The organism is Streptomyces uncialis (assembly GCF_036250755.1).
Lineage (GTDB): Bacteria > Actinomycetota > Actinomycetes > Streptomycetales > Streptomycetaceae > Streptomyces > Streptomyces uncialis.
The window spans coordinates 3976440-4000738 of the sequence record NZ_CP109583.1 but is presented as its reverse complement, the minus strand read 5'-3'; the positions used below and the strand labels follow the sequence as shown (position 1 = coordinate 4000738).

At 73.3% G+C, this 24299-nt stretch carries 16 protein-coding genes; 14 read left to right on the top strand and 2 right to left on the bottom strand.

The genetic code is table 11. From position 1 onward, the window contains the following. Nucleotides 1-116: 116 nt before the first annotated feature. Both OG711_RS16425 and OG711_RS16420 read right to left on the bottom strand, forming a co-directional pair. Nucleotides 117-1757 carry a penicillin-binding transpeptidase domain-containing protein gene (locus OG711_RS16425; protein ID WP_329559586.1) on the bottom strand — a complete coding sequence of 547 codons (1641 nt, stop codon included), beginning with the start codon at nt 1755-1757 and terminating at the stop codon, nt 117-119. A 486-nt stretch (nt 1758-2243) separates the two neighbouring features. Continuing rightward, nucleotides 2244-3983: a dolichyl-phosphate-mannose--protein mannosyltransferase gene (locus tag OG711_RS16420; RefSeq protein ID WP_073783758.1), complete on the bottom strand. Its 1740-nt coding sequence runs from the start codon at nt 3981-3983 to the stop codon at nt 2244-2246. 162 nt (nt 3984-4145) lie between these two features. Between OG711_RS16420 and rsmI the strand changes: the two genes are divergently transcribed. The 14 genes from rsmI to galE all read left to right on the top strand — a co-directional run bounded on the left by rsmI (nt 4146) and on the right by galE (nt 24295). Next, nucleotides 4146-4991, top strand: coding sequence for a 16S rRNA (cytidine(1402)-2'-O)-methyltransferase (gene rsmI, locus OG711_RS16415; protein ID WP_073783760.1), 846 nt, complete (start codon nt 4146-4148; stop codon nt 4989-4991). A gap of 227 nt (nt 4992-5218) precedes the next feature. After that, nucleotides 5219-5617, top strand: a complete 399-nt coding sequence (locus OG711_RS16410) for a hypothetical protein (RefSeq protein WP_329559585.1) — start codon at nt 5219-5221, stop codon at nt 5615-5617. A gap of 752 nt (nt 5618-6369) precedes the next feature. Beyond that, on the top strand, nt 6370-7245 hold the full coding sequence (locus OG711_RS16405) for a TatD family hydrolase (RefSeq protein ID WP_073783764.1): 876 nt from the start codon (nt 6370-6372) through the stop codon (nt 7243-7245). A gap of 114 nt (nt 7246-7359) precedes the next feature. Continuing rightward, complete coding sequence (locus OG711_RS16400) at nt 7360-8799, top strand: ubiquitin-like domain-containing protein (RefSeq protein ID WP_329559584.1); 1440 nt, start codon at nt 7360-7362, stop codon at nt 8797-8799. Nucleotides 8800-8866: 67 nt separating this feature from the next. After that, nucleotides 8867-9814 carry a 16S rRNA (adenine(1518)-N(6)/adenine(1519)-N(6))-dimethyltransferase RsmA gene (gene rsmA, locus OG711_RS16395; RefSeq protein ID WP_329559583.1) on the top strand — a complete coding sequence of 316 codons (948 nt, stop codon included), beginning with the start codon at nt 8867-8869 and terminating at the stop codon, nt 9812-9814. A gap of 47 nt (nt 9815-9861) precedes the next feature. Beyond that, nucleotides 9862-10794, top strand: coding sequence for a 4-(cytidine 5'-diphospho)-2-C-methyl-D-erythritol kinase (locus OG711_RS16390; protein ID WP_329559582.1), 933 nt, complete (start codon nt 9862-9864; stop codon nt 10792-10794). An 856-nt stretch (nt 10795-11650) separates the two neighbouring features. Further along, a complete protein-coding gene (locus OG711_RS16385) occupies nt 11651-12217 on the top strand; it encodes a GNAT family N-acetyltransferase (RefSeq protein WP_329559581.1) in 567 nt (188 codons plus the stop codon). Between the two features lie 53 nt (nt 12218-12270). After that, entirely contained in the window at nt 12271-13656 is a 1386-nt protein-coding gene (locus OG711_RS16380) for an acyltransferase family protein (RefSeq protein ID WP_329559580.1), read from the top strand. Between the two features lie 188 nt (nt 13657-13844). Beyond that, on the top strand, nt 13845-15653 hold the full coding sequence (locus OG711_RS16375) for an ABC-F family ATP-binding cassette domain-containing protein (protein WP_266508861.1): 1809 nt from the start codon (nt 13845-13847) through the stop codon (nt 15651-15653). Nucleotides 15654-16434: 781 nt separating this feature from the next. Beyond that, entirely contained in the window at nt 16435-18321 is a 1887-nt protein-coding gene (locus tag OG711_RS16370; RefSeq protein ID WP_329559579.1) for an outer membrane protein assembly factor BamB family protein, read from the top strand. A gap of 129 nt (nt 18322-18450) precedes the next feature. After that, entirely contained in the window at nt 18451-20568 is a 2118-nt protein-coding gene (locus tag OG711_RS16365; RefSeq protein WP_329559578.1) for an outer membrane protein assembly factor BamB family protein, read from the top strand. A gap of 435 nt (nt 20569-21003) precedes the next feature. Beyond that, a complete protein-coding gene (locus OG711_RS16360) occupies nt 21004-21693 on the top strand; it encodes a helix-turn-helix transcriptional regulator (protein ID WP_073783785.1) in 690 nt (229 codons plus the stop codon). A 581-nt stretch (nt 21694-22274) separates the two neighbouring features. Continuing rightward, a complete protein-coding gene (galT, locus tag OG711_RS16355; protein WP_073783787.1) occupies nt 22275-23318 on the top strand; it encodes a galactose-1-phosphate uridylyltransferase in 1044 nt (347 codons plus the stop codon). Continuing rightward, nucleotides 23315-24295, top strand: coding sequence for a UDP-glucose 4-epimerase GalE (galE, locus tag OG711_RS16350; protein ID WP_329559577.1), 981 nt, complete (start codon nt 23315-23317; stop codon nt 24293-24295). Before galT ends, galE begins: the two co-directional genes overlap by 4 nt. Nucleotides 24296-24299: the final 4 nt, after the last annotated feature.

The following is a 24299-nucleotide window of genomic DNA, read 5'->3' as shown; positions in this document are numbered from 1 at the left end:
CCCGGAACCTCACTTCGCGCTCCCACCACCGAGGAGCCCGCGGACCGCGCCGGGGTTGCCTCCCACCCGCCACGCCCCTCCGGCGGACACGTCCCACCGCCCCGGACGGCGTCGCCTCAGCCTCCGGCGGGGCCGCCGCGGAGCACCTCCGCCACGATCGGGCCCGCCGCGTCACCGCCGCGTCCGCCGCTCTGCGTCATCGCCGCCGCGGCCATGTCGTCGCGGTACCCGGTGAACCAGCTGTTGGAACGGGACTGCCCGTCCACCTCCGCCGACCCGGTCTTCGCCCCGATGTCCCCGCCGAGCCCGGCCATCACCCCGGCCCCGGTGCCCACCCGCGCGGTCGCCTCCATCATCCGCCGCAACTGCGTGACCGTGTCCGGCGAGAGGCCCTCCGCCCGCGCGAACCTCCGGTCGTCCAGGGACCGTGGCACCAGGAACGGCTGACGGAACGTCCCCGTCATCGCCGTGGCCGTGACCGACGCCATGTTCAGCGGACTCATCTGCACCAGCCCCTGGCCGATCGCGCCGGCCGCCCGGTCGGGTCCCGTGGACGGGGGCACCCGGCCGTCGAACGACGCGATCCCGGTCGTCCAGTTGTCCCGGCCCAGCCCGAACCTGTCCCGGGCCACCTGGGTGAGGGACTCGTCCGTCAGCGGTTTCTCGTCGACGAGCCTGACGAACGCGGTGTTGCACGACCGCTGGAAGCTGGTCAGCAGGGTGGCGGTGAGGTCCGGTTCGAGGCCGGCGATGTTGCCGAACGCCTGGCCCTGCCACACCGCCTCGTCGGGGCAGGGCGCCGGGTCGTCCGCGGTGACGACGCCGTTCTCGATCAGGGTCGCCGCTGTGACGATCTTCATGGTGGAACCGGGCGCCAACTGCCCCTGGAACGCCGCGTTGAACCCGTCGTTCCGGCGGTTCGCCAGCGCCAGCACCTCACCCGTGCTCGGCCGTACCGCCACCACCGACGACTCCGGATACCGCAGCACGGCCCGTTCGGCGGCGCGCTGCACCCGCGCGCTCAGTGTCGTCCGCAGGGTCCCGGGTCTGCCCTTGCTCAGGGTGAGCAGCGGGGTGTCGGGCGCGCCGCTCGCGTGCCGTACGGCCAGTTCGATCCCGGGGGTGCCGCCCGTACGGTCGCCGTACTTCTCCCGTAGCTGGTCGAGGACCGGCGCCAGCGACGGGTACGTCCGCGCGGTGAGCGCCTCGCCGTCCCGGTCGACGGCCTTCACCTGCGGCTTCGACGCCTCGCCGGTGACCAGGACGTCCCCGATGTCCAGCAGCTCCGGATGCAGCACCGACGGCTTCCACTCCACCAGGGCCCGCCCGCTCGCCGGTCCCCGTACGACGTGCAGCTCCGACTCGTAGGCCAGCCGGGCGCGTTTGCCGCCGTGGGTGACGACCGCCCGCACCTGGTACGCGACACGGGTGTCGCGCGGGGTGCCGGCGGTGATCTCCACCCCGGATATCCCGGCCTCGTCGCGGTACCCGACGAGCATCTCCTCCGCGCCGACCGCGTCGTTCGTGGCCCGGGCCGCCGCACGCGTGTCACCGCTCTGCCAGCCGTCGAAGAACGCCTTCGCGACCGCGGCGACCTCGGACGCGGTGGGTGTGCCCGTCCGGGTCGGCTCGGCCAGCACCTTCGGGCCGTGGCCGCCCCGCAGGCCGTCCACGAACGCGTACCCGCTGTAGGCCGCGCCGCCGACCAAGGCGGCGAACATCCCGCCTATGACGGCTGCCTTGGCTCCACCTCGCATGACGACGCCTCCCCGTGGACCGCCACCCCCGACCGTGCGGTCAGCCTAGTGGGGGGCGCGGAGCCACGGTGTGGCGGATGTCGGTCAACCCGCCTGCGCCGCCGCTCTGTTGGCTCGCGCGGCCCTGGGGTTCCTGTGCTGGGCGCGCTTGTTCCTGTGCCGTCGCTCGTGGGTGCGCAGTTCCCCGCGGGTCGCCTTCGCTTGGGCTTCCCAGGTCTGTCCGGGTGGGCGTAATCCGTTCCTGTGCCGTCGCTCGTGGGTGCGCAGTTCCCCGCGCCCCTGGGTGCTGCCCCGTTGCGGTCGCTCTTGGGGTGCGGGTCGGTTTCGCGCAGTTCCCCGCGCCCCTGGGTGCTGCCCCGTTGCGGTCGTTCTTGGGGTGCGGGTCGGTTTCGCGCGGTTCCCCGCGCCCCTGGGTGCTGCCCATTGCGGTCGTTCTTGGGGTGCGGGTCGGTTCCCCTTGGCCGTTTGGGGCGGGCGCTCCTGGTGTCAGATCCAGGTGTCGAGCCACATGCGGGCTCGCCAGGAGTCGATGGGGATGGCCTGGCCGGTGTAGATGGGCCAGAAGTAGACGAAGTTCCACGCGATCAGCAGGATCAGGACACCCGCGCCCGCCGCGCCGACCGTGCGGCGCAGTTCCGACGAACCCTTCGGGCCCAGCAGCGCGCCGACGAGCATCGCCACCGCCAGGCACAGGAACGGCACGAAGACCACGGCGTAGAAGTAGAAGATCGTCCGTTCCTGGTACAGGAACCACGGCAGATATCCGGCGGCGATCCCGCACAGGACCGCCCCCGCCCGCCAGTCGCGGCGCAGCAGCCAGCGCCACAGCGCGTACAGGATCGCGAAGCAGGCCGCCCACCACAGCAGCGGGGTGCCCAGCGCGAGGACCTCACGGGCGCACTTGTCGACGGTGTCCGCGGGGCAGCCGTCCTTGCCGGGGGCGGGGGACTCGTAGAAGTACGAGACGGGGCGCCCGGCGACGAGCCAGCTCCACGGGTTCGACTCGTACTGGTGCGGTGAGCTGAGGCCCTTGTGGAAGTTGAGGACGACCGCCTCGTAGTGCCACATGCTGCGCAGCCAGTCGGGCAGCCAGGTCCAGGAGCCGCCCTGGCCGCTGGTGGCGGCCCAGTCGCGGAAGTACCCGCCCTTCCCGTTCGACGGCGAGAGGATCCAGCCCGTCCAGGTCAGGACGTAGGTGACGAGGGCCACCGGCACGGTCGCCAGGAACGCCGGGAACACATCCCGCTTCAGGACCGACAGATACGGCAGCCGGGCCCCCGCGACCCGGCGCGCGCCCACGTCCCACAGGACCGCCATCAGCGCGAACGCCGCAAGGAAGTACAGGCCGTTCCACTTCGTCGCCGACGCCAGCCCGAGGCTCACCCCGGCCGCGATCCGCCAGGGCCGCCAGCCGAGCCGCAGTGTGTCCGCGATCGACGCGTCGGGACGCGGCACCCCGTCCGGACCGGCCGGCAGCGCGGCGGCCAGCCGGGCCCGTGCCCGGTCCCGGTCGATCAGCAGACAGCCGAACGCGGCCAGCACGAAGAACATGACGATCAGGTCGAGCAGCGCGGTGCGGCTCATCACGAAGTGCAGACCGTCGATCGCCAGCAGCGCGCCCGCGAGACAGCCCAGGAACGTCGAGCGGAACAGCCGCCGCCCGATCCGGCACAGCATCAGCACCGACAGGGTGCCCAGCACCGCGGTCACGAACCGCCAGCCGAACGGCGTGAAGCCGAACATCCACTCGCCGAGACCGATGAGGTACTTGCCCACCGGGGGATGCACCACGTACGACGCGGCCTCCGGCAGGGCGATCGCCGAGCCCTCCCGCAGGACGTCGTCGTTGATGTCCTTGGGCCACTCCAGCTCGTAGCCGCGCTGGAGGAGCGCCCAGGCGTCCTTGGCGTAGTACGTCTCGTCGAATATCACCGCCTTCGGGCTGCCGAGCTGCCAGAACCGCAGCACTCCCGCGAACAGCGCCACCACCAGCGGGCCCAGCCAGGCGGACCAGCGGGTCAGCCGGTCCATGGCGGACGCGGGCAGTCCGAGGACCACCGCCAGCCGGGGGCTCGGCTCCGCGTACGGCGGCACCAGCCGGGTCCGGACGTCCGCTCCGGGGCGGGGCGTCCAGCCGAACCGGCGCAGGCGGTGCCGCCACGCCGGAGGGTGCTGTGCGGCGGGCTGGTCCTGCCGGGTGTCCGTCGAGGACGCGGTACTCGTCACCGCGCCATCGTAGGGAACGGACCTGGGGAACGTGCCCGCACCCGCCCCCGCGGGCGCCGTACGGTACGGGCCCCGGACACCCGCGCGGCCCCCTCCCGGGGCTGCCCGCCGCCCTCGGCGACACGGTCCGCCGCGCCCTGGGAGGATGGAACCGTGACAGATGTGGGTGGGACTCTCGTACTGGCCGGAACCCCTATCGGGGACCTCGCGGACGCCCCGCCGCGCCTCGCGGCGGAGCTGCGCGCGGCGGACCTGATCGCCGCGGAGGACACCCGGCGGCTGCGCAGACTGGCGCAGGGCCTGGACACCCCCGTGACGGCGCGGGTCGTGTCGTACTTCGAGGGCAACGAGTCCGCGCGCACCAAGGAACTCGTGGAGGCGCTCACGGGCGGCTCCCGGGTCCTGCTGGTGACGGACGCGGGCATGCCGTCGGTCTCCGACCCGGGCTACCGGCTGGTCGCCGCCGCGGTGGAGCACGGCATCCGGGTCACCGCCGTGCCCGGCCCGTCCGCCGTGCTGACGGCCCTCGCCCTGTCGGGGCTGCCGGTGGACCGCTTCTGCTTCGAGGGTTTCCCGCCCCGCAAGCAGGGCGAGCGGCTGTCCCGGCTGCGGGACGTCGCCGAGGAACGCCGCACCCTGGTGTACTTCGAGTCCCCGCACCGCCTCGCGGACACCCTCACGGCGATGGCGGAGGTCTTCGGCGCGGACCGCCGGGCCGCGGTGTGCCGCGAGCTGACCAAGACGTACGAGGAGATCAAGCGGGGCCCCCTCGCGGACCTCGCGGCGTGGGCCGCGGAGGGGGTGCGCGGGGAGATCACCGTCGTCGTCGAGGGCGCGCCCGAGCGGGCCGCGGAGCTGGACCCGGCGGAGCTGGTGCGCAGGGTCCAGGTCCGGGAGGAGGCGGGCGAGCGGCGCAAGGAGGCGATCGCGGCGGTCGCCGCGGAGGCGGGCGTTCCCAAGCGTGCGGTGTTCGACGCGGTCGTGGCGGCAAAGAACGCGGCTCGATGAGCACCAACGACGGGTAAAGGACTACCGTGGAAGGTAAAGCCGCACCCGTGCTCCGGCCGCTTCGGGCAGCACTTCCCCAAATCGCCGCCAACACTCGACAGGCTTGATGCGTCGGCGCGGGCGGAGGCGTCCACTGGGGTGAGGAGGACGCATCGTCCCCCTGCCGCCGCCGAGGTCGCATTCGGCGCCTCCGGCGGCGCTTGTCCCGCAGGGCAAGAGGAGCTGGCATGAGTGAGATCACCGGGACCGGCCACCGCGCATCGGCGACCGCCGTCGTTCATGAGTCGTACTCGTTCGCGTGCATGCGGTGCGGGCACGGCTGGGAGCAGTCGTACGAGATCGAGCACCATGTGGACGGGGAGGAGCACGCGTACGTCACGTACCTGGCGGACGGGCAGCGGGTTCCGTCGCCGCTGAGCAGGCCCACGTGCCTTCGGTGCGGGGGGCATGTGGTGCGGATCATGCGGGCCGGGCAGGTGTCGTCCGTGCAGCGGTTGCTGCGGCCGCCGGTGAAGCCGCCCAAGGAGGCCGGGGGTGACGCCGCGCCGCCGCCCGAGCAGCGGCCCCACCACCACTGGCGGTTCTCGGACCTCCTCCACGCCTTCCACCGCACTCCTTCGAAGTAGCGGGTCGCCTTCGCTCGCGCCTCCGAGGTTTCCTGTGCCGGGCGTACTTGCCCCCGCACAGGTCGCTCGTGGGGTGCGCAGTTCCCCCGCGGGGCCGCCTTCGCTTGGGCTTCCAAGGTTCGTCCGGGTGGACGTACTTGTCCCCGTGCCGTCGCTCGTGGGGTGCGCAGTTCCCCGCGCCCCTGGATGCTGCCCCCTTGCGGTCGCTCTTCGGGTGCGGGTCCGCCCTCGTCTTTCGCGCAGTTCCCCGCGCCCCTTCGGGGGCGCCTCAGCCCCTTGCTGTTGTTGTTCACCCTCCTCCTCGCGCAGTCGCGGGGCTGCGGGAGGGGGTGGGCGGGAATCTCTGCCCGCAGACTCCGATGCTCTTCAGTAGCTCCGATGGACGTCTTACCGAGCGTGTCGGATCGAGGACGGAGAATCCCGACCGGCACCGACCCGAAGAACCGGCAGATGGCGCCCCGATAGGGGCGCGGGGAACTGCGCGAAACCACCGCGCGACGGCACAGGAACAAGCGCGCCCCGCCGGACGGACCTGGGAAGCGCAAGCAAAGGCGACCCGCGGGGAACTGCGCACCCCACGAGCGACGGCACAGGAACGAGTACGCCCCGCCGGACGGACCTGGGAGGCGCAAGCGAAGGCGACCCGCGGGGAACCGCGCGAAACCCACGAGCGACGGCACAGGGACGAGTGCGCGCACCCGGACGGACCTGGGGGCCGCGAGCGGGGGCCGGGCGGTTCGTAGGATCGGGCCATGCCCGAGAACAACAAGGACACCCCACCCCCGCCGCCCCCGCGGCTCTCCGTGGAGGTCGCCGACTCCCACACCCACCTGGACATGCAGCACGCCCCCGTCGAGGAGATCCTCGCGAAGGCGGCCTCCGTGGGCGTCACCACGGTCGTCCAGGTCGGCTGCGACCTGGCGGGCTCCCGCTGGGCCGCCGACACCGCCGCCGCCCACCCCTCCGTCCACGCCACCGTGGCCCTGCACCCCAACGAGGCCCCCCGTATCGTCCTGGGCGACCCGGACGGCTGGTCCCGCCAGGGCGCCCGTACCCCCGGCGGTGACACCGCCCTGGACGACGCGCTGGCCGAGATCGACCGGCTCGCCGCCCTGCCGCAGGTGAAGGGCGTCGGCGAGACCGGCCTGGACCACTTCCGCACCGGCCCGGAGGGCAGGGCCGCCCAGGAGCGCTCGTTCCGCGCGCACATCGAGATCGCCAAGCGCCACGGCAAGGCGCTCGTCATCCACGACCGCGACGCCCACGACGACGTGCTGCGCGTGCTGAAGGAGGAGGGCGCCCCGGAGCGCACCGTCTTCCACTGCTACTCCGGTGACGCGGAGATGGCCGAGGTGTGCGCCCGGCACGGCTGGTTCATGTCGTTCGCCGGGAACGTCACGTTCAAGAACGCCCAGCCCCTGCGCGACGCGCTCGCCGTGGCCCCGCCGGAGCTGGTCCTGGTGGAGACCGACGCCCCGTTCCTCACCCCGGCCCCCTACCGCGGCCGGCCGAACGCCCCGTATCTGATCCCGGTCACGCTCCGCGCGATGGCGGAGGTCAAGGGCGTGCACGAGGACACCCTCGCGACCGCCGTCGCCGCGAACACGGCTCGCGCTTTCGGGTACTGACCCGGACCCATGGGCAGCAACGATAACCCTGGGTAGTGGTGGCGCGTTGGAGAGTGACGGCGGCTCGGTTAGGTTCTGTGGGCCCCGCCCCGGAAGCCACCCGCTGGAGCCGCAGTGAGCCGAGCCCCGCACGAAGCGCCGCGCGACGACGCGTCCGACGCGCAGGACGCGTACGAGCCCTTCACCTGGCACGGGGCGCCCACCCTCGCCGCGGGCCTCCCTTACCAGGACCCGCCGACCCTGCCCTACGGCGTGGGGCCCGCCCACCACCCCGCGCCGTACCCCGCGACCCCCGCGACCCCCGCACCCCCGGCCGCCCCCGCCGCCCCGGGACCGGGGCCGGGACACGGACCGGGGACCGGCAGCGCGGCCGGATGGACCCCCGCCGCCCCGCCCGCCGACCCGCTCGCCACCGGACCCGGCCGGTCCGCCCGCCGCTCGCGCCGCCGCCCCGCCGACCCCTCCGAGGCCGCGCGGCGCCGCCGCCTGCTCCCGCAGGCCCTCGTCGTCGCGTTCCTCGCGGGCGGCACCGCCGCGTACTGCGCCGACGACAAGACGGTCGAGCTCACCGTCGACGGCCGCCCCCGGACCCTGCACACCTTCGCCGACGACGTGGCGGAGCTCCTCGCCGAGGAGGGCGTCAGGGTCGGCACCCGGGACGTCGTCGCCCCCGCGCCCACCGCCGCCCTCGCCCACGGCGACGAGATCACCGTCCACTACGGACGGCCCGTCCGGCTCACCATCGACGGACAGCTGCGCGAGTTCTGGACCACGGCCGACACCGTCTCGGGCGCCCTCGACCAGCTCGGCGTCCGCGCGGAGGGCGCGTTCCTGTCCACCTCGCGCTCCCGCCGCATCGACCGCGCCGGACTCGCCCTCGCCGTGCGCACCGAGCGGACCGTCACGATCCTCGCCGACGGCCGGGAACGCGTCATCCGCACCAACGCGGCGACCGTCCGCGAGGCCGTCGACCAGGCCGGGGTGGAACTGCGCGACCAGGACACCACCTCCGTACCCGCCGGCAGTTTCCCCCGCGACGGACAGACGGTGACCGTGCTGCGGATCACCGACGGCCGGGAGACCCGCGACCGGTCGCTGCCGTTCACCACCCGCACCGTCTCCGACCCGGACCTGCTGACCGGCACCACCGTCGTGGACGACCCGGGCCGCGCGGGCCTGCGGCGCACCACCTACGCCGTACGGACGGTGAACGGCGTACGGCAGCGGCCCCGCAAGCTCGGCAGCGAGGTGCTGCGCGCCCCCCGCCAGCGGGTCGTCCGGACCGGGACGAAGCCCCGGCCCGTGGCCGCGCGCGGCACCGACCGCCTCGACTGGTCCGCGCTCGCCGCCTGCGAGTCCGGCGGCCGGGCGGGCGCGGTCGACCCCTCCGGCACCTACGGCGGGCTGTACCAGTTCGACACCCAGACCTGGCGCAGCCTCGGCGGCACCGGCCGCCCCCAGGACGCCCCGCCCGCCGAGCAGACACGCCGCGCGAAGAAGCTGTACATCGCCCGCGGCGCGAGCCCCTGGCCGCACTGCGGCACCCGGCTGTAGGGCCGGGCGGCGCCCCGCGCGGCGGGACACGGTCAGGGGCCCCGTCACCGGCCCTTACCCTTGACCGGTGAGCAGCACCGACCCCGGCCCGCTCCTGGGCCCCGCAGACATCCGCGAGCTCGCGGCCGCGCTCGGCGTGAAGCCGACCAAACAGCGCGGTCAGAACTTCGTCATCGACGCCAACACCGTGCGCCGGATCGTCCGCACCGCCGCCGTGCGTCCCGAGGACCGGGTGGTCGAGGTGGGACCCGGTCTCGGCTCCCTGACCCTCGCGCTCCTGGAAGCCGCCGAGCACGTCACCGCCGTCGAGATCGACGACACCCTCGCGGCGGCCCTCCCCGCGACGATCGCCGCCCGGATGCCGGAGCGGGCCGCCCGCTTCGACCTCGTGCACAGCGACGCGATGCGGGTCACCGAACTGCCGGGCCCCGCGCCGACGGCCCTCGTCGCGAACCTCCCGTACAACGTCGCCGTGCCCGTGCTGCTGCACATGCTGGAGACGTTCCCCACCATCGAACGCACCCTGGTGATGGTCCAGGCGGAGGTGGCCGACCGGCTCGCCGCGCCGCCCGGCTCCAAGGTGTACGGCGTCCCGTCGGTGAAGGCCAACTGGTACGCGGAGGTCAAGCGCGCCGGGTCCATCGGCCGCACCGTCTTCTGGCCCGCGCCGAACGTCGACAGCGGACTGGTCGCCCTGGTCCGCCGCACCGAACCCGTGCGGACGACCGCGACCCGCCGCGAGGTCTTCACGGTCGTCGACGCGGCGTTCGCCCAGCGCCGCAAGACCCTGCGGGCCGCACTCTCCGGCTGGGCCGGTTCCGCCCCCGCGGCGGAGGCCGCCCTGCGCGCCGCCGGGATCTCCCCGCAGGCCCGCGGCGAGGCCCTCACCGTCGAGGAGTTCGCCCGCATCGCCGAGAACAAGGGCGCCGCGGCGGACGGACCGGCCGCGCGGCCCCCGTCGGCCGCCGACGACCAGCAGACCGCCGAGAACCAGCAGACCGCCGAGAACCAGTAAACCGATCAGGCCCGGCCCACCGGGCACGACGAGGAGGAAGCGGCAGGATGACCGCGACCAGCCCGCGCACGGCGGTGACCGTACGCGTCCCCGCCAAGGTGAACGTCCAGCTCGCGGTGGGAGAGGTCCGCCCGGACGGCTTCCACGACCTCGCCAACGTGTTCCTCGCCGTCGGCCTGTACGACGAGGTCACCGCCACCCCCGCCGACGCGCTCCGCGTCACCTGCGAGGGACCCGACGCCGCCCAGGTCCCCCTGGACCGCACCAACCTCGCCGCCCGCGCCGCGGAACTCCTCGCCGCGCGGTACGGCCGGGAACCCGCCGTCCACCTCCATATCGCCAAGGACATCCCCGTCGCCGGGGGAATGGCCGGAGGCAGCGCGGACGCGGCGGCGGCACTCGTCGCCTGCGACACCCTGTGGGGTACGGGGGCGAGCCGCGCGGAACTCCTCGCGCTGTGCGCCGAGCTCGGCAGCGATGTGCCGTTCAGTCTGCTCGGCGGGGCCGCGCTCGGCACCGGCCGGGGCGAACGGCTGCGCCACCTGGAGGTCGGCGGGACGTTCACCTGGGTGTTCGCCGCGGCCGACGGCGGGCTGTCGACGCCCGCCGTGTACCGCGAGTTCGACCGGCTCACCGCCGGTACGGACATCCCGCTGCCGCATGCCGTGCCCGAGCTCCTCGACGCCCTGTACACGGGTGACGCGGTCGCTCTCGCGGCGCATCTGGAGAACGATCTCCAGCCCGCGGCGCTGTCGCTGATGCCGTCGCTGGCGGACACGCTCGCGGTGGGGCGGGAGGCGGGGGCGCTGGCCGCGCTCGTCTCCGGGTCCGGGCCCACGACGGCGTTCCTCGTCAAGGACGAGGAGTCCGCGGGGGTGGTGACCGAGGCGCTGCGCGCGACCGGCCGCTGCCGCACCGTCCGTACGGCGACGTCCCCCGTCCCCGGCGCGACCGTCCTCCCCCGGCCCGCGGAGTCCTGACAGGCCGCCTTCGCTCGCGCCCCCGAGGTCCGTCCGGCGGGGCGTACTCGTTCCTGTGCCGTCGCTCGGTGGGTGCGCAGTTCCCCGCGGGTCGCCTTCGCTTGCGCTTCCCAGGTCTGTCCGGCGGGGCGTACTTCGTTTCTGTGCCGTCGCTCGGTGGTTTCGCGCAGTTCCCCGCGCCCCTGGATGCTGCCCCTGTTCGTGCTCTTCGGGTGCGGGCCGGTTCTCGTCCTTTGCGCAGTTCCCCGCGCCCCTTTGGGGCGCGTCCGGCCGGTTCTTTGGGTCGGTGCCGGTCGGGATTCTCCGTCCTCGCTCCAACGCGCTCGGTCGGACGTCCCTCTTGTCCTGCTGAAGAGCATCGGAGTCTGCGGGCAGAGATTCCCGCCCACCCCCTTCGGCAGCAGAGCGAGTCCGCGAGGAGGGTGGTTCAACCCCGGCCCCGGTCGCTGACAGCCCGCAGACTGATCGGCAGCCCCAGTTGGGCGCCCCCGAAGGGGCGCGGGGAACTGCGCAAAAACGAGGTCGGCCCCGCACCCGATGAACGACCGCAACGGGGCAGCATCCAGGGGCGCGGGGAACTGCGCGAGCAACCAAGGGCCACCCGCACCCGAACGGGAACCGCAAGGGGCGCAACCTCAGGGGCGCGGGGAACTGCGCAAGAGACGAGGGCGACCCGCACCCGGCGAACAAGCCCGAAGGGGCAGCATCCAGGGGCGCGGGGAACTGCGCACCCACGGACGTACCCGCACGGGAACAGGTACGTCCAGGTGGGGAACCCGGGTAGCGCGAGCGAAGGCGACCCGCGGAGGGGGAAAACCGGTGGCCGTCGCCCCCGCGCGCGGGCGACCATCCGGGGATGGAGATCCGCCCCGCACACCCCGCCGACGCCGAAGGCATCGCACTCGTCCATGTACGGGCCTGGCAGGCCGCCTACGCGGGTATCGTCCCGCGCGAACACCTCGACGCGCTGGACCCCGTCGCGGCTGCCGAGGTCTGGGCCGAACGGCTCGCCGCGAGCGAAGCGCCACGGGCCCGCATCCTGGTGGCCGTGGCCGACTCCGCCGACCGGATCGTCGCCTTCGCCGGATTCCGGCCCGCCGAGCCCGTCACCGAGGCCACCACCGAGCCCGCACCGGCGGACGCCCCCGAGGACGGTGAGATCCACACCATGTACGCCCACCCCGACCACTGGGGCACCGGGGTCGGCCGTGCCCTGATGGTGGCCACGACCACCGCCCTCGCGGCGGCCGGGTACCGGGACGGCACGCTCTGGGTCCTCGCGGACAACACCCGCGCGCGCCGCTTCTACGAGGCCGCGGGCTGGCGGTTCGACGGCGCCACCGCCGAGGAGACCACCGGCGGCGCCGTCCTGCCCGAGCTCCGCTACCGCAAGCCCCTCACAGGTACACGTACTCAGACCTGATCTGAGTACCGGCGCCCTCCCTCCCGGGCGCCCGGCCGGGAGACCGTACCGGAATGGGAACAAGTCTTCGGGAAGCGGAACGGCCGGCCGGTGCGACACCGTCCGGGCGGGACCGGTACATGGACCTCCTGCGGGTCGCCTCGCTCGCGACCGTGATCCTCGGACACTGGCTCATGGCCGCCGTCGCGCCGCGCCCCGACGGCACCGCGCACATCGGCAACCTCCTCACCCATCTCCCCGAGGCCCAGTCCCTGACCTGGCTGTTCCAGGTGATGCCCGTCTTCTTCTACGTCGGCGGCTTCGCGCACGCCCTCTCGTACCGCTCCCTGTCCCGCCGCAACCCGGACGCGCCCTCCGTCTACGCGGTGTTCCTGCGCACCCGGCTGCACCGGCTGCTGCGTCCGACCATGGCCTTCGTCCTCGTCTGGGGTGCCGCCGCGCTCGTCCTGCAACTCGCGCGGGTGGACAGCGCGCTGCTCGACGCGGCCCTGCGGCTCGTCACCCAGCCCCTGTGGTTCATCGGCGTCTACCTCGCGATGGTCGCCCTCACCCCGGCACTGCTGCGCGCCCACGAACGCTGGGGCTGGGCCGCCTTCGCCACGCTCGCGGGCGCCGCCGCCACCGTCGACGTACTGCGCTTCGCGCTGGGCGTCCCGTACGCCGAGTTCCTCAACTTCGCCTTCGTCTGGCTCGCCGTCCACCAGCTCGGCTTCCTGCGCGCCGACGGCCGGCTGACCGCGCCCCGCCTGCTCGCGGGCGCCGGACTCGTCGGCGCGGCACTGCTCGTCGCCGTCGGCCCCTACCCGCTGTCCATGGTCGGGATGCCCGGCGAGAAGGTCTCCAACATGGCCCCGCCCACCCTGGCCCTGCTGTGCCACGGCCTGTGGCTCGTCGGCGCGGTGGAACTCCTGCGCGCCCCCGCGACCCGGCTGCTGGCCCGGCCCCGGGTCTGGCGCGGGGTCGTCGTCGCGAGCGGCTTCGCCATGACCGCGTTCCTGTGGCACCTCACCGCCATGCTCGGCGTCTACGGGGCGCTGCTCGCCCTCGACGTCCCGCTGCCCGAACCCGCCACGGCCGTCTGGTGGGCCCAGGTACCGCTCCGGCTCGCCGTCGCGGCGACCCTGACCGCGCTCCTCGCCCTGCTGTTCCGCCGCTTCGAACGCCCCGGCACCCCGGCGGCACCCGCCGCGCCCCGCCGCTGGACGGGCCCGCTCGCCGCGATCGGCGTCACCCTCGCCCTGTTCGGCGTCCTCGGCCTGTCGACGGTCGGCCTCGCCGACCTCCTCGAAGGCCGCAGCGCCCTGCTCGTCGCGGTCCGCGTCACCGCCCCGGCGGCCGTCGTGACGGCCCTCGCGGGCTGGTACCTGGTGGAACGCGCGGGCACCTCCGCGGGCGTCCGGTCCCGCACCCCGGCCGCCCGCCCGCGCGCGCTGCGCTGAACCCGGCCCGCCGCACACCTCCCGGCGCCCACGGTCCACCGCATAGGGTCCGCCGCTCACGTTCCGTGCGCCGGGGGTCACCGCGGGGCCGCCCGCCGCCCGGTGGGTACCGCCTGTGGACGGCGGCGTCCGGGTTCCGGGGAGCCGACTACGCTGGAGAGTCGGTTCATCCCCCTGGCAGGAGCGAAATGGCAGTCAACCTCGTCAATGTCGAGTCCGTAGGCAAGGTGTACGGCACCCGTGCCCTGCTCGACGGGGTGTCGCTCGGCGTCTCCGAGGGCGACCGCATCGGTGTCGTGGGCCGGAACGGGGACGGGAAGACCACCCTGATCCGGATGCTTGCGAAGCTGGAGGACGCGGACACCGGCCGGGTCACCCACAGCGGCGGGCTGCGGCTCGGGGTCCTCACCCAGCACGACTCCCTCGACTCCACGGCCACCGTGCGGCACGAGGTGATCCGCGACATGGCCGACCACGAGTGGGCCGGTGACGCCAGGATCCGCGATGTCCTCACCGGACTCTTCGGCGGGCTGGACCTGCCCGGCTTCGAGCACGGACTCGACACGGTGATCGGTCCGCTGTCCGGCGGTGAGCGCCGCCGGATCGCGCTCGCCAAGCTCCTCATCGAGGACCAGGACCTCGTCGTCCTCGACGAGCCGACGAACCACCTCGACGTCGAGGGCATCGCCTGGCTCGCCGCCCATCTGCGCAACCGCCGCTCCGCGCTCGTCTGCGTGACCCACGACCGGTGGTTCCTGGACCAGGTCTGCACCCGCATGTGGGATGTGCAGAAGGGCACGGTCTACGAGTACGAGGGCGGCTACTCGGACTACGTCTTCGCCCGCGCCGAGCGGGAGCGCATCGCCGCGACCGAGGAGGTCAAGCGGCAGAACCTGGTCCGCAAGGAGCTGGCCTGGCTGCGGCGCGGCGCCCCCGCGCGTACGTCGAAGCCCCGGTTCCGGGTCGAGGCGGCCAATGAGCTGATCAAGGACGTACCGCCGCCCCGGGACACCTCCGAGCTGATGAAGTTCGCCAGCTCGCGGCTCGGCAAGACCGTGTTCGAGGTCGAGGACATCACCGTCACGGCCGGTCCCAAGACCCTCCTCCAGCATGTGACCTGGCAGCTGGGTCCCGGCGACCGGATCGGGCTCGTCGGGGTCAACGGCGCGGGCAAGACGTCCCTGCTGCGGGCGCTCGCGGACGCGCAGCGCAGCGGCGGCGAGACGCAGCCCGCCGCCGGGCGGGTCGTCGTGGGCCGCACCGTCAAGCTCGCGTACCTCTCCCAGGAGGTGTCCGAACTCGCCCCGCGGCTGCGGGTGCTGGAAGCGGTGCAGCAGGTACGGGAGCGGGTCGACCTGGGCAAGGGTCGGGAGATGACCGCCGGACAGCTCTGCGAGATGTTCGGCTTCGGCAAGGAGAAGCAGTGGACCCCCGTCGGGGACCTGTCCGGCGGTGAGCGGCGCCGGCTGCAACTGCTGCGGCTGCTGATGGACGAGCCGAACGTCCTGTTCCTCGACGAGCCCACGAACGACCTCGACATCGAGACGCTGAACCAGCTGGAGGACCTGCTGGACGGGTGGCCCGGGTCGATGATCGTGATCTCCCACGACCGGTTCTTCCTGGAGCGGACCACCGACCGGGTGTTCGCGCTGCTCGGCGACTCCGCGCTGCGGATGCTGCCGCGGGGGATCGACGAGTACCTGGAGCGGCGGGAGCGGATGGCCGCGCGGGCCGTCGCGTCGGTGGCGCCGGTCGTCGCGGCGCCCGTCGCGAAGGGGCCGTCCTCGGCGGAGACGCGGGCCGCGAAGAAGGAACTCCAGCGGATCGAGCGGCAGCTGGACAAGCTGTCCGACCGGGAGACGGGGCTGCACGCGCGGATCGCGGAGAACGCGACGGACTTCGAGAAGGTGGCCTCGCTGGACGCGGAGCTGAGGGCGCTGGTCGCGGACCGGGACGAGCTGGAGCTTCGGTGGATGGAGCTGGCGGACGAGGCGTGATTCCTCGGGGGCCGCGTGGTGTGCTGCCTCCTGCTGTCGCCTCTTCGTCCGCGGGTCGCCTTCGCTTGCGCTTCCCAGGTCTGTCCGGCGGGACGCGCATTTTTCCTGTGCGGGTCGTCCCAGGTCTGTCCGGCTGGGCGTACTCCGTTCCTGTGCCGTCGCTCGGTGGTTTCGCGCAGTTCCCCGCGCCCCTTTGGGGCGCATCCGGCCGGTTCTTCGGGTCGGTGCCGGTCGGGATTCTCCGTCCTCGCTCCAACGCGCTCGGTCGGACGTCCCTCGTGTCCTGCTGAAGAGCATCGGAGTCTGCGGGCAGAGATTCCCGCCCACCCCCTTACGTGAGTCCTGCGACCGCGCGAGGAGGGGAGTGCCCCTTCAGGGGCGCGGGGAACTGCGCAAAAGACGAGGACCGGCCCGCACCCGAAGAGCGACCGCAAGGGGGCAGCATCCAGGGGCGCGGGGAACTGCGCACCCCACGAACGGCCCGTACCGGGACACGTACGTCCAGCCGGACAGACCTGGGAAGCGCAAGCGAAGGCGACCTGTCAGGGTGGGTCGGGGGGACGGGAACAAGCCACTGTGGTGCTGACCTCGGGGGCCCTTGGGGAGGGGGCGTGAAGGGGGCGTAACAGAGCTATCACAAGGGCGTCCGGCCTTGGGCACAGCACTCGGGCGCCCCGTAACCCCCTTGCCCCGTGGTGATAGAAAGGGCGACCGAGACCAGTTCGCGTACGCACCTTCCCGTACCCCGGGCGCCGAGAATCAGTGAAGAGGGGGAGCGCTGATGAGTCAGCCGCCCGATGACCGTACGCCCCGCGACGGGGACGGAGCACCGCAGGATTCCGGCCAGCCGGCCCACCCCCCGGGTCCGCCGTCCGGTGACGCCGACCCTTACGCGCAGTCCGGCCCGTACACCGCCCCGCAGTCCGGCCCGTACGCCCCGCAGGCGGGACCGTACGGCCAGTCGCAGCCGGGACCGTACAGCGCCCCGCAGCAGCCCGGCCCGTACGGCCCGCCGCAGCCGGGGCCGTACGGTCAGCCGGGCCCGTACGCGGCCCAGCCCGGCCCCTATGCCCCGCAACAGCCGTACGGCCAGTCTCCGTACGGGCAGCAGCCCGGCCAGGCGCCCTACGGGCAGCAGCCGTACGGCCGGCAGGGGTTCGGGCAGCAGGGGTATCCCGGGGGGCCGCAGGGGTCCGGCGGGGCGGGGTCCGGGGGCGGGCGGGGGCCGTTCAAGGGGAGGCCCGCGATGGTGATCGCCGCGGCCGTCGCGGTCGTGCTCGTCGTGGGCGCCACCGTCTTCGCCCTGAACCGTGACGGTCAGGACGACAAGAAGGAGCAGGCCACCAAGGACCCCGTCGCGAGCGCCACGGCCGACCCGAAGCCCAGCGCCGACGCGTCCCCCTCCGTCGACCAGGGCGACGGCAGCGGTGACGGCGACGCGGCCGAGGAGGACCTGAACGCGGACCGCAAGCCCGGTGAGTCCAAGGTCCTCTGGTACAAGCAGGCCCCGAAGGTCCCCGGCTCCGGCGCGGACGCCCCGGAGATGTGGGTCACCGGCACCACGGTCGCCAAGGCCGCGTACAAGCAGGTACTCGGTTTCGACGCGAAGAGCGGCGCGCCCGCGTGGGACCCGGTGGAGCTGCCGCAGGCGGTCTGCGCGGCGACCCCGCAGCCGACGCCCGGCCTGAAGGTCGTCGTCGCCTATATGAGCGGCGTCAGCGACCGCGCCAAGTGCAACCAGCTCCAGCAGATCGACCTGGCCACCGGCAAGAAGGGCTGGACCAAGAAGATCCCCGACGGCGATCTCTTCGACAGCACCATCGGCCTCGAACTCCACCTCGTCGGCGACACCCTGGTGGTGGGCCGCTCGATGTCCGGTGTCGCCTACCAGGCGAACACCGGCAAGGAACTCTTCACCGCGGACAAGTACGGGACCAACTGCTACCCGTCCGGCTTCACCAGCGGCAGCAAACTGCTCACGGTCGCCTCCTGCGGCGCGGGCGGCGAGAACCAGCACGAGCAGCTCAGGGAACTCGACCCCGCCACCGGCAAGGTCCGCTGGACGAAGAAGTTCCCGAAGAAGTGGCGCATCAGCCGGGTCTACTCCCTCGACCCGGTCGTGCTCTACCTCACCAACGACGACAAGAAGCAGTGGAACATCAGCACCCTGAGGAACGGCTCCGGTGAGGTCCGTTCGCAGGTCGCCATGGAGGAGGCGCCCGAACCCGACTGCGGTCTGGTCCTCGGCGGCGAAGCCCTCCAGAGCTGTGACGGGGTCGCCACCGACGCCAACACCCTGTACCTGCCGTCCAAGGCGAAGAACGGCGTCAACGAACTCATCGCCGTCAACCTGAACACCGGCAAGGAGAAATGGCGCGCCAAGTCCACCGGCGCCCGCTCCGTGCTCCCGCTGCGGGTCGAGGACGGCAACGTCATCTCGTACGAGGAGCCCACGTACGACACGGGCGGTACCATCACCGCCACCCCGGTCGGCGGCGGGACCCCGAAGAAGCTCCTCCAGAACCCGGCGGGCGCCGCGGCGCTGGAGAACACCTTCTTCGCCAAGGAGATGGCCTGGGCCGGTGGCCGTTTCTACCTCTCCAGCACCCGGCTGACGAACACGAAGGCCGACTCGGAGCAGAAGCTGATGATGGTCTTCGGTCCCTGACGACCCCGGTCCCAGGCCGACGTCCGTCCGCCGTCCCCGTCCGTCCCGGACCCGGGCCCTTGTCCAGGTGCCCGGGTCCCCCGTGGCCCCACGCCGGGCTCCGAACCGTTTCCCCGAGGTAGACACGCCATGAGCCAGCCGCCCCAGCCCCCCGAGCCGCCCGCCGGCGAGCCCCCGTCGGACCGGGTCCCCGCCGACCAGGTCCCGCCCCAGGGTCCGCCCCCGGCACCCGCGGGCCCGCCGCCCGCCCAGCCGCCCGTCGGCTTCGGCAAGCAGCAGGACCCGCCGGGCGCCCAGCCCGGTGGTTTCGGCGCGCCCCAGGACCCGCCGCCCGGCGGCTTCGGTGCCCCGCAGGACCCGCCCCCCGGCGGCTTCGGTGCCCCGCAGACGCCCCCGCCGGGCGGTTACGGCGCCCCGCAGACGCCGACACCCGGTTACGGCGCCCCGCAGGGTCCGCCGCCCGGTTACGGCGCGCCCCACGCGGCGCCGCCCGCCGGTGGTTACGGGGCCCCGCCCCAGCAGTCCGCCCCGGGGTACGGCTACCCCGGCGGCCCGCCCGGACAGCCGCCGCAGGCCCAGCCCCCGGGGTACGGCTATCCCGGCGCCCCGGGCCAGCAGTCCGCGCCCGGGTACGGCTACCCCGGTCCGCAGGGCCAGCAGCCCGGCGGCTACCCCGGCCAGCAGCAGCCGTACGCCCAGTACTCCGTCCCGACCGTCGCGATGCCTCCGCAGCAGCCCGGCGGCGGTCCGTCCCGCTCGCGCAACCCGATCGCGCTGATCATCGGCGCGGCGGTCCTCGTCATCGCGCTGATCGTCGGCGGCGGGATCGTCTACTCGTCCATGGGCAAGGACGACGACAGCAAGAACAGCTCCGCCGACGGCGGCAAGGACGGCAAGGACACCAAGGAGAAGGGCGGCGAGGGCACCGCGGGCGGGAACGACACCGGCGGCACGTCCGGCGGCGTCGCTCCCGAGGCCACCACGCCCCAGGAGAAGGCGCCCGCCAACACCAAGGCGAAGCCGCTGTTCCAGGTGCCCTCACCGGTCATCAAGGACGACAACACCACCCAGGTCGCCGGTTCCTGGCTGACCGACAAGGTGTACGCCAAGGCCGGGATCGGTGTGGTCGGCGGGTACGACCCGGCGACCGGCGCGGAGCTGTGGACGGCCAAGCTGACCGGCCCGGTGTGCGCGGCCTCGCGGCACGTCACCGCCGACAACCGGACCGCGCTGATCGCCCAGCCCGCGACGCCCACCAAGGCCAAGCCGTACCAGGGCTGCACCCAGGTCTCCATGCTCGACCTGACCACCGGCAAGCTGCTGTGGACCAAGACCGCGAAGTCCGGTGACCGGCTCGTCTCCTTCGACGAGGTCACCATCGGCGGCGGTACCGTCGCCGCGGGCGGTACGGCGGGCGGCGCGGCCTGGAGCGCCGCCGACGGCTCGTCCCTGTGGGAGCCGAAGCTGGGGGAGCCCTGCTACGACTCCGGCTACGCGGGCGGCAGCGCGCTGGTCGCGGTCCGCCGCTGCGGCGACCTCGACAACCGGCGCCTGGAGATCCAGAACCTCGACCCGAAGACCGGCAAGCCGCTGTCCACGTACAAGATGGCGACCGGAGTGGACTACGCGAGCGTCGTCTCCACCACACCGCTGGTCGTCGCCGCCGACATCGGTGACTCCGCCGGGGACGGCAGCGGGATCTCCGACTTCTTCGCGATCGACGAGAAGACCGGCAAGCTGCGCTCCAAGTTCACCGCCGAGGGCGACAAGTACGCGGCGAGGTGCGACGCGACGCGGGTCGAGCAGTGCAAGCTCCTCGCCGTCGGGGGCGACCGGCTGTATCTGCCGACCGAGGAGCACCCGGGCACCGCGGAGTTCAGCGACACCAACGAGATCGTCGCGTTCGACCTCGCCACCGGCAAGCTGGTGGGCGCCCGCGCCGACGCGGGCGACGGCTACACCATCAGCCCGATCCGGATGGACGGCACCAACGTCATCGCCTACAAGCGCCCGCCGTACGACAAGGGCGGTCAGGTCGTCAGTCTGGACGGCGCCACCCTGAAGGCGACGGTCCTGCTGGAGACCCCGTCGACGGAGTCCACCCGGGACATGGAGACCGCCTTCATGCCGGAGTACTCGGAGTACGACTACGGCGACGGGCGGCTCTTCATGAGCGAGATCTACGCGTCCAAGGCACTGAGCGACGGCGACAAGGAGTATCTGGCGGTCGCCTTCGGCACCGGCTGACCGGCACCGGCTGACCGGCACCCGCCGGCCGGTCCGCGTCCGCCGCGCCCCCGCCTCCTCACCGGCACCGTCCTCCGGGCTCCTTCCTCCGGTTGTACGGTCCCGTGCCGGGGACGGGGGCGCCGCCGTGTTCCCGCGCGGCGCGGAGGAGCGGCTCATCAGCGCGGGCGGGGGGCGCGTGGAAGCGCGCCCCGGCGGCCGGTGTGGGCAGGAGCGTTGCGGCGCGCCCCGGGGGATTCCCGGTCGTCGCACACTTTCCGGGCGCGACGCGTACGGATACGCCCCATCGGTCGGAAAGGTCGACGATTTCGGTATTCCGGTTGGCTTCTCTTCCGTAAGGGCAGCGGCCCGTCGAACAAGCGTGTAACTTCCGGGGGACTAGGGCAGGGCGTCCGGGTCTGTGGGGGGCCGGGCGGGAAAGTGGGGGGTGACACTATGGGTGTGCGGCTCATGGTGGTCGACGATCACAGGTTGCTGGCCGAGGCATTGGCCTCGGCCCTGAAATTGCGCGGGCACAGAGTGCTCGCGGCGGCGGCTCCGGCCGCGGGCGCCGCGGAGTTGGTGATCACACGCGCGCCCGAAGTCTGTCTGCTGGGTACGGCGACCCCGGCGGAGCCGGGCGCGTTCGACCCGGTGGTACGGATCAAACGGGACCGTCCGCAGGTCGCGGTCGTGGTGCTGGGTCCGGTGCCGTCACCGCGGGGGATCGCCGCGGCGTTCGCCGCGGGGGCCTCCGGGTACGTACGGCACGACGAGCGGATCGAAGGGGTGGAGCGGGCCATCATGAAGGCCCGCGCGGGGGAGGCGGCGGTCGCCCCGCAGCTCCTCCAGGGGGCGTTCGGGGAGTTGCTGAACCCCGCGGCCCAGCCCGACGACGAGGGGCAGCGGCTGTTGCAGATGCTGACGCCCCGTGAGGTCGAGGTACTGGTGCGGGTCGCGGACGGGGAGGACACGCGGCTGATCGCCGCGGGGATGGGTATCGCGCCCTCCACGGCGCGTACGCATGTGCAGCGGGTGCTGATGAAGCTGGGGGTGGGGTCGCGGCTGGAGGCTGCCGCGTTGGCCGCGCGTACGGGGCTGCTGGACCGGGCGGGGCCCGTTCCGCCGTCGCCCCTGCCGTCCTGAGGCCGCGCCCCTCGCCGGGCCTGTAGCGCCGTACCGGGTTCCTTGCCGGTGCGGCGCTGTTGTGCGTTTCGCCTTCGCTTGCGCTTCTGGGGCTGTCCGGGTGGGCGTACTTGTTCCTGTGCGGGGCGTTCGTGGGTGCGCAGTTCCCCGCGCCCCTGGTGGTGCCCTCTGACCGTCGTTGGTCGGCTGTGGGCGGCCCGGGCGTCCGTGGGGCTGTCCGGGTGGGCGGGGTTGTTCCTGTGCCGTCGCTTGGTGGGTGCGCAGTTCCTCGCGCCCCTGGATGCTGCCCAATTTCGGTCGCTCTTCGGGTGCGGGGCGCCTTCGTCCTTTGCGCCCCGGTCGGGTGCGGGGTGCCCGGGCGTCCGTGGGTATGTCCGGGTGGGCGGGCTTGTTCCGTGCCGTCGCTCGGTGGGTGCGCGGTTCCCCGCGCCCCTGGGGGGTGCCCCGGTCCGTTGTTGGTCGGCCGGGTTGGGGCCGGGGTCCATTGACGGTGGGGGCGGGCTATGGTTTGTTGTGTTCGATTCTGTTGGAATCCTGGAGGTCTTGCGGGAACCGCCCCGTATCTGACGAGGAGCCCCGGAGTGAAGAAGACGTCGACCCGGCTGGCCGACGGCCGCGAGCTCATCTACTACGACATCCGCGACGACACGGTCCGCACCGCGGCCGACCCCCGTCCCCTGCCGCCCGTCGCCACCACCTCGGAGATCCGCCACGACCGCCTGCTCGGCGACGACGTGGCCATCGCCTCGCACCGGCAGGCCCGTACCTATCTGCCCCCGGCTGACGAGTGCCCCCTGTGCCCCTCCCGGGACGGCCGGCACACCGAGATCCCCGACTCCTCGTACGACGTCGCCGTGTTCGAGAACCGGTTCCCGTCCCTCGCGGGCGGCTCCGGCCGCTGCGAGGTCGTCTGCTTCACCGCCGACCACGACACGTCGTTCGCCGACCTCACCGAGGAGCACACCGCCCTCGTCCTCGACGCCTGGACCGACCGGACTGCGGAACTGTCCCATCTGCCGTCCGTGGAACAGGTCTACTGCTTCGAGAACCGGGGGGTGGAGATCGGCGTGACCCTCGGCCACCCCCACGGCCAGATCTACGCGTTCCCCTTCACCACCCCGCGCACCACACGGATGCTCGACTCCGTCGCCCGGCACCACACGGCCACCGGCCGCAACCTCTTCGACGACGTCCTCGCCGACGAGCTCGGCGACGGCACGCGGACCGTCCTGGAGACCGACGACTGGGCCGCGTTCGTCCCCTACGCCGCCCACTGGCCGTACGAGGTGCACCTTTACCCCAAGCGCCGCGTACCCGATCTGCTCGCCCTCGACGACGCCGCGCGGGCCGGGTTCCCGGCCGTGTACCTGGAACTGCTGCGCCGCTTCGACCGGATCTTCGGCCCCGGCGCGCCCCCCACCCCGTACATCTCCGCCTGGCACCAGGCGCCGTTCACCCGGCCCGCCGAACGCGCCGGGTTCGGGCTGCATCTGGAACTCTTCACCGTCCGGCGGACCCCCGGCAAGCTGAAGTTCCTCGCGGGTTCGGAATCCGGTATGAGCGTGTTCATCAACGACGTGCCGCCGGAGGACGCGGCGCGCAGACTGCGGGAGGTGGCGAGTTGACCAGCGGTACGTACCTGGTCACCGGGGGCGCCGGATACGTCGGCGGGGTCGTCGCGGCGCATCTGCTGGCGGCGGGCCACGCGGTGACCGTCCTCGACGACCTGTCGACGGGCTTCCGGGAGGGTGTCCCGCGCGGCGCCCGGTTCATCGAGGGCCGGGTCCAGGACGCGGCCCGCCACCTCGGCGGCGGTTACGACGCCGTACTGCACTTCGCCGCGTCCTCACAGGTCGCCGAGTCCGTCGCACGGCCCGAGAAGTACTGGGACAACAACGTCGGCGGCACGATGGCGCTGCTCGCCGCGATGCGCGGCGCGGGGGTGCGCAAGCTCGTCTTCTCCTCCACCGCCGCCACCTACGGCGAACCGTCGCGCACCCCCGTCCGGGAGACCGACCCGACGGCGCCCACCAGCCCGTACGGCGCGTCGAAGCTCGCCGTCGACCATATGATCGGCGGCGAGGCGGCGGCCCACGGCCTCGCGGCGGTGTCCCTGCGGTACTTCAACGTCGCGGGCGCCCACCGGGCCCCCGACGGCACCCTGTACGGGGAGCGGCACGACCCCGAGTCGCATCTGATCCCGCTCGTCCTCCAGACCGCGCTCGGCCGGCGGGACGCCGTCCAGGTGTACGGCGACGACTACCCCACCCCCGACGGCACCTGCGTACGCGACTACATCCATGTCGCGGACCTCGCCGCCGCCCATCTCCTCGCGCTGACCGCCGCCGCCCCCGGCGAGCATCTGATCTGCAACCTCGGCAACGGCAACGGCTTCTCCGTGCGGGAGGTCGTCGCCGCGGTCCGCGAGGTCACCGGTCTGCCCGTGCCCGAGAGCCCCGCTCCCCGCCGCCCCGGTGACCCCGCCGTCCTCGTCGCCTCCGCCGCCACCGCCCGTGACCGGCTCGGCTGGCGGCCCGCCCGCGCCGCCCTCACCGACATCGTCGCGGACGCCTGGGCGTTCGCCCGCCGGTACAGCGCGTGAACGC